Genomic DNA, 6,624 nt, shown 5'->3' on the forward strand with positions numbered 1-6,624 from the left:
TGATGAGCACGTGAGCTCTTGGTTATTGCATGACACGCCGCCCACATTGTCGTACCCTGCACTCGTCTCCGGCAGCGTCAGAGGTGTATGAGCGGCTCGGGCTCGGCTGACGCGCGCAATCGGCGAAGGACTGGGCCGAGCGGATCACCACGATGGCCTCCGACGCCGACCGCCGGCGGGAGCAGGCGGTGCGCAACCGCGACGCCGTCCTCGCCGGGCACCTCACCGAGCACACCGCCGAGGTCCGGGTGGGCGCCTGGCAGAAGGCCCTGGACAACCGGGCACTGGCCCGCCGCAGGTACGCCTGACCCGGCCCCCGCATCACCGCCCGGAGGTGGATCCGACGAAAAAACCGTGGGTGTTCGCCTCAAGTCCACGGCCGTTCCGACCGAAGACAACTGTGTACGGCCCGCAGCACGGATGCAGCGGGAACCCCAGTAAGACCCCGTCCAAGGAGGAACACCATGGGTCTCAGCGTCAACACCAACATCGCGGCCATGAACGCGTACCGCAACCTCTCGGTCACGGACGGCCAGATGAACAAGTCGCTGGAGAAGCTCTCCAGCGGTTTCCGCATCAACCGCGCCGCCGACGACGCGGCCGGCCTGGCAATCTCCGAGGGTCTGCGGTCGCAGATCGGTGGCCTCAAGGTCGCCGCCCGCAACGCGCAGGACGGCATCTCGGTCGTGCAGACGGCGGAAGGTGCCCTCACCGAGGTGCACTCGATGCTGCAGCGCATGAACGACCTGTCGGTGCAGTACAACAACGGGACGCAGAACGCCACCTCCCAGGCGGCCCTGCAGAGCGAGTTCGACGCGCTGACCACCGAGATCGGCCGGATCCAGGACAACACCACGTTCAACGGTGTCGCCCTGTTCCCGGCTGCGGCGGCCACCGCCACCTTCCAGGTGGGCTACAAGCCGACCGACAAGATCGACGTCAACCTGGCCAAGGTCGACGTCTCGGCGGCCGCCATCACCGACAGCACCACGGTGCAGACCGCCATCACCAGCGTCTCCACCGCTCGCGCCAACCTGGGTGCCGTCCAGAACCGGTTCGAGCACACCATCAACAACCTGAACGCCTCGGTGGAGAACCTGTCCGCGTCGGAGTCCCGGATCCGTGACACCGACATGGCCAGCGAGATGACCAACTTCTCGCGGACGCAGATCCTGGCCCAGGCCGGCACCTCCATGCTGGCCCAGGCCAACCAGTCCTCGCAGGGCATCCTCAAGCTGCTGGGCTGATCCATCCGCACCACCTGAGCACCACCCGGTGAGGGGGGAGGCCCTCGGCCTCCCCCCTCACTGCTCACCGTCCCTCTCCACGAGACCCCGGAGGAAGCGCCATGGCCGGCATGAACGTCGGGCTCGTCTCCGGCATGGACACCGCCTCCCTCATCGATCAGCTCATACAGGTCGAGGCGAATCCGCAGAAGCTCCTCCGGAACAAGCTCCTCGACACCCAGGCCGACGCCAAGGCCTACCGCGCCGTCAACACCAAGTTCGACGCGCTGCGCACCGCGGCCGAGGCGCTCACCAAGACCGCCACCTGGGCGGCGGCGACCGCCACCAGCTCCTCGGCCGGCGTGGCCGCGACGGCGTCACCCGGCGCGACCGCCGGCTCGGTCACCTTCACCGTCCAGTCGCTGGCCAGCAGCCACTCCGTCCTCAGCGACAAGAGCTGGGGTGCCACGACCGACACCTACGACCTCACCCTCCCCCTTGTCGTCGACAACCTCGACGGCACGACGAAGGCGATCAGCCTCGACGACGGCGCGACGCTCGCCGACGTCGTCTCGGCGATCAACACGCAAGCCACCGGTCTCACCGCCACCGCCGTGAAGACCACCACCGGCTACCGGCTCCAGGTGGGCTCCGCAGCGACCGGCGCAGCCTCCGACTTCGACCTCGGCACCGGCTTCCAGGTCATGTCCAAGGGCGCCGACGCAAAGCTCTCCGTGGGCACCAGCACGGTCGGCTACGAGGCGACCTCGCCGACCAACACGTTCACCGATGTCCTCGCCGGTACGACGTTCACCGTCAGCGAGAAGGCCGGGCCGGTCACAGTCTCGGTCACCAGCAACCCCGAGGCCGTCGCGACCGCGGTGGAGACGCTGGTCAAGGCCGCCAACGACGTGCTGAGCAGCATCAAGACCTACACGGACTCCAACGGTGGCAGCGCCGCGGTCCTCAAGGGCGACAACACGCTGCGCTCGCTCAGCGGCAAGGTGCTCCAGGCGGTCTCCGACGCCATCGGCGAGGAATCCGCGGCAAAGGCCGGCCTCCAGCTGGACCGCTACGGCGCCATCACCTTCACGTCCGAGACCTTCCTCGCGACCCTGAAGTCCACCCCCGAGGTGGCACAGCGCCTGGTCAACGGCACCGGCAGCGGCACCACCGCCGTCCCCGGCGTCGCCCAGCGACTGCTGACGCTGGCCAAGGACGCCACGAACTCCACGACCGGCGCCCTCTCCCTCCGGGCCAAGAGCCAGGACAACCTGGCCAAGGACCTGGAGATCCGGATCGAGGACTGGGACCGCCGGCTGGAGCTGCGGCGGGCCAACCTGACCGCCCAGTTCACCGCGATGGAGTCGGCACTGGGAACGCTGCAGAACAAGTCGTCGTGGCTGTCCGCCCAGCTCTCCCAGCTCGCCCCGCCGTCGAAGGACTGACCTCGCCCCGGCTCCACCCCCTGTTCCGTCCCTGAACCAGGAGTTCCCCGATGAGTGCCGCCGCCCTGCGCGCCCGCTACATGGGCGACACCGTCGCCACCGCCTCCCCCCAGCAGCTGCTCGTCATGCTGTACGACCGGCTCGCGCTCGACCTCGAGCGGGCCGAGACGGCGCTCGTCGCCGGCGACCGCACGGCCGCCTCCGAGCAGCTGACGCACGCCCAGGACATCGTCTTCGAGCTGCACTCGAGCCTGCGCGTGGACCTGTGGGAGGGCGGGCCCCGGCTGGCGTCCCTCTACACCTGGCTGATCACCGAGCTGGTCCAGGCCAACATCAAGGCCGACCGCAACCGGGTAGCCTCCTGCAGGCAGATCGTGGAGCCGCTCCGCGACGCGTGGCGGCAGGCCGCCGCCTCCCTGGCCGACTCGCCGTTGTGACCGACCCCCGCCCGGTGCCCCGGAACGGCGAGGGATCGCCGCCCCCGGTGGACTGGGCCACGGTGCTCGGCAGCCTCGAGGGCGAGGTCGTCGCCGTCGAGCGCGGCCTCGCCGAAGGTCGCCTCGACGAGGCGGCCGCATGGGGACGACGCGCCGACGACTGGGTCCCTCCGTCGGGCCTAGGTCCGCTGCCCGAGGACCTGCGCGAGCGGGCGGCCCGGCTGCTGCAGCACCAGCTGGCCGTCGCCGAGGAGCTCGTCGAGCGGATCATCCAGTCGCGTCGCCAGCGGGATCTCGCCGCCCGCATGTCCTACGCCCCCAGCCGGCCCGTCGCGTCGTTCGTCGACCAGACCCTCTGACCTCGCGGCCGGCGCAGACCGGTCCCCTTCCGAGCCCCCGTGCCCTCCGGCACGGGGGCTCGCTGCGTCCTGCCGACCCGGTCGTCCACCGCCGGATCGGCGTCGCCGGCACCACGCGCCGCCCGGAGTGGGACGGGTCGTGCCGCCGGAGACCGGTCCCGGTAGTCACAGCCGTCACCGCTGCCCCGGCTCATCACTGGCACCCCTTCCGTACGGGGGTCCGGTCAGGCCGCCTCCCGGCCGTGCCGATGTAGCACCTGCACGGAGAGCAACACCTTCGCCACGGATCGGCGACCCCGCACTCGCTCGCGAGTGCTCTTCCGCCTACCCGGAGGTCGATCGTGTCCTGCTTCTTCTGCCGGTCCGCCGCTCGATGATCGCCGACGCCACGTCGACGGTGCTGAAGGCGGCTCTGGCCGGCCTCGCACAGCGACAGCGGGTGACCGCCGACAACATCGCGAACGTCAACACCCCGGGCTTCCTCGCCGGGCGGACGGACTTCGAGACGTCGTTGCGCGGGGCCGTCGGCAGCGGTCGGCTCCCGACCGTGTCGGGCGGCACGACGCTCCGATCGCTCGAGCCGACCAACACCAACGGCAACAACGTCAACCTGGACGCGGAGACCGTCATCGCGACCGAGACCGGCCTCCGCTACCAGTTGGCACTCAACGCGCTCGACGGGAAGTACAACTCGATGCGCACGGCAATGAGGACGAGCTGACATGAGCATGTTCCAGGCACTGAGCATCTCGCAGTCGGGCCTGATGACGCACCGGAAGTGGCTCGACGCCGCGGCCGACAACATCGCGAACATCAACACCGTCAGGCGGACGAACGAGGACGCCTTCCAGGAGCGTCTCGTCGTGGCCCAGGCGGTCGACTACGGGACCGGCGAGGGCGGCGTCCGCGTCGCGCGCGCCGAGTTCGGCGACCCGGAGGGCCGGCTGGTCTACGAGCCGGACCACCCGCTGGCCGACGCCGAGGGCTACGTCAAGTACCCCGACATCGACCTCGGTGACCAGATGACCCACATGATGATGGCGCAGCGCGGCTACCAGGCCAATCTCGCCGTCGTCGAGCGGGCCACCACCGCCTACCAGGCGGCCCTGCAGCTCGGGAAGCGCTGATGACCCTCCCGATCGGCGGCATCGCGCCCGTGGGCGTCGGCGCCGTCACCGGCGTCGCCGGCAGCACCCGGGGCACGCCCGCGGCCGAGGGCGCCGACGGCGGCTTCGCCGCGGTCCTCGCCGCCTCCTTCGACAAGCTGCAGGCCACCCAGGCGGTCACGAGCGACCTCGCCGTCCAGGCCGCCACCGGCGACCTGAAGGACGTCCACGACTACATGATCGCCAGCGCTGAGTCCGGCGTGGCGACCGAGATGGTCGTGACCATCAAGAACCAGGCCGTGGCGGCCTTCAACGAGATCATGAGGATGCAGATCTGATGAAGTCGGCACTCGCCGGGACGCTGGAGCGTGCCCGCTCCACGTTCGCCACCGTCAGCCTGGGGCAGAAGGTCGTCATCGGCCTCCTGCTCGTCGGGCTGACGCTCGGCGGGTTCTTCTTCTACAGCTGGATCACCGCCCCCACCCAGGCCCCGCTGTTCTCGAACCTCGCCGCCAGCGACGCCTCGGCCATCGTCGAGGAGCTCAACGCCCAGGGCGTGGCCTACGAGCTCGCCGACGGCGGCGGCACGATCATGGTCGCCAAGGACTCGGTCTACGACCTGCGCCTGGCCATGAGCGGCAAGGGCCTGCCGGCCGGCCAGGACACCGGGTACGCGCTGCTCGACGAGCAGGGGATCACCACGAGCGAGTTCCAGCAGCAGGTCACGTACCAGCGCGCGCTGGAGGGGGAGCTCTCCAAGACCCTGGAGGCCCTCGCCGGCGTGAACTCCGCGATCGTGAAGGTGGCGCTGCCGGAGGAAGAGGTCTTCGTCCGCGACAAGGCCCAGCCCACCGCCTCGGTGCTCCTCGACCTCGCGCCGGGCACCCAGCTCAGCGGTGAGCAGATCCAGGCGGTCACCAACCTGGTCTCCTCCTCCATCCAGGACATGACCCCCGAGCAGGTCACCGTCGCCGACTCGACCGGCCAGGTTCTCTCCTCCCCCGGCGCCGGCATCACCGCCGCCGCGGGCGACGCCCGCTCCCAGGTGGAGCAGGAGTACGAGAACCGGCTCGCCGCCAACGCGCAGAAAATCCTCGACCAGGTGGTCGGCCCAGGGAACGCCGTGGTGTCCGTCCGAGCCGACGTCGACCTGAACAAGCGCAACACCACCACCAAGACCTACGACTTCGAAGAGGGCGTCCCTCCCCTCTCGGAGCAGACGTTGGTCGAGAAGTACGAAGGCGCGGGCACCCCGGTCGGCGGCATCCTCGGCCCCGAGAACATGCCCGACGCGGCGGAGAACGCCGGGGGAGAGTCGACCTACGAGAAGGAGTCCACGACGGCCAACAACGCCGTCGGAGAGACCGTCGAGGTCATCGAGGGCGCCCCCGGGGACCTCAACCGGCTGACCGTCTCCGTCGTCATGAACGACGCCGTCGCCGGCAACCTCAACCAGCAGCAGATGACCAACCTGATGACCACCGCCGTCGGCCTGGACCCGGCCCGCGGTGACGACATCACGGTCGCCGCCATGCCGTTCGACGACACCGCCGCCCAGAACGCCGCCGCGGCGATGGAGGCCGCGCGTGAGGCCGAGGCCAGCGAGCAGATGTGGTCGATGATCCGCACCGGCGGCATCGCGGCCGGAATCGCCCTCGTCGTCCTCATCGTCTGGCTCCGCTCGCGGCGCCGGCAGGAGGTCGAGGAGGACTACGAGCCGCTCGAGCTCGACGACGACATGCTCGCCGAACTGGACCGCCTGCGGGTGGCCAGCACCCGGCAGCAGGTCGAACTCACCGACGCCCACCTGGAGCACGAGGCCCTTGAGCGCGCCAAGGTGCGGGGGGAAATCTCCACGATGGTCAGCGAACGTCCGGACGAGGTCGCGGCAATGCTGCGCGGCTGGCTGACCGAGAGCAAGTCTGTCTCGTATACACAACTGCCGGTGCCGACTAAGAGGGATGTGGATATTGCGGTGGTCGCAGTCTTTTTCAACACAAAGAACAATATGGTTACGTGCAGTGCAGGTGAGGGATTGTATATAAATT

At 69.4% G+C, this 6,624-nt stretch carries 9 protein-coding genes; all 9 read left to right on the top strand.

Annotation, left to right across the window (positions count from 1 at the left end; genetic code table 11):
- The first annotated feature begins 152 nt into the window (after window positions 1-152).
- On the top strand, window positions 153-308 hold the full coding sequence (locus C5508_RS19700; RefSeq protein WP_157944150.1) for a hypothetical protein: 156 nt from the start codon (window positions 153-155) through the stop codon (window positions 306-308).
- A 156-nt stretch (window positions 309-464) separates the two neighbouring features.
- Window positions 465-1,247: a flagellin N-terminal helical domain-containing protein gene (locus C5508_RS18500; RefSeq protein ID WP_104526385.1), complete on the top strand. Its 783-nt coding sequence runs from the start codon at window positions 465-467 to the stop codon at window positions 1,245-1,247.
- Between the two features lie 101 nt (window positions 1,248-1,348).
- Complete coding sequence (fliD, locus tag C5508_RS18505; protein WP_104526386.1) at window positions 1,349-2,674, top strand: flagellar filament capping protein FliD; 1,326 nt, start codon at window positions 1,349-1,351, stop codon at window positions 2,672-2,674.
- 50 nt (window positions 2,675-2,724) lie between these two features.
- A complete protein-coding gene (fliS, locus tag C5508_RS18510) occupies window positions 2,725-3,111 on the top strand; it encodes a flagellar export chaperone FliS (protein ID WP_104526387.1) in 387 nt (128 codons plus the stop codon).
- Entirely contained in the window at window positions 3,108-3,470 is a 363-nt protein-coding gene (locus C5508_RS18515; RefSeq protein WP_232797288.1) for a hypothetical protein, read from the top strand. The genes fliS and C5508_RS18515 overlap by 4 nt, the downstream gene beginning before the upstream one ends.
- A 373-nt stretch (window positions 3,471-3,843) precedes the next feature.
- Window positions 3,844-4,191, top strand: a complete 348-nt coding sequence (locus tag C5508_RS18520) for a flagellar basal body rod protein FlgB (protein WP_104526388.1) — start codon at window positions 3,844-3,846, stop codon at window positions 4,189-4,191.
- 1 nt (window position 4,192) lies between these two features.
- On the top strand, window positions 4,193-4,597 hold the full coding sequence (gene flgC, locus C5508_RS18525) for a flagellar basal body rod protein FlgC (RefSeq protein WP_104526389.1): 405 nt from the start codon (window positions 4,193-4,195) through the stop codon (window positions 4,595-4,597).
- Complete coding sequence (gene fliE / locus C5508_RS18530) at window positions 4,597-4,914, top strand: flagellar hook-basal body complex protein FliE (RefSeq protein ID WP_104526390.1); 318 nt, start codon at window positions 4,597-4,599, stop codon at window positions 4,912-4,914. Before flgC ends, fliE begins: the two co-directional genes overlap by 1 nt.
- The coding region (gene fliF, locus C5508_RS18535) for a flagellar basal-body MS-ring/collar protein FliF (RefSeq protein ID WP_104526391.1) at window positions 4,914-6,624 on the top strand (1,711 nt) is incomplete at its 3' end. The genes fliE and fliF, both read left to right, overlap by 1 nt.

It is taken from the genome of Blastococcus atacamensis (genome assembly GCF_002938425.1).
Taxonomy (GTDB): domain Bacteria; phylum Actinomycetota; class Actinomycetes; order Mycobacteriales; family Geodermatophilaceae; genus Blastococcus; species Blastococcus atacamensis.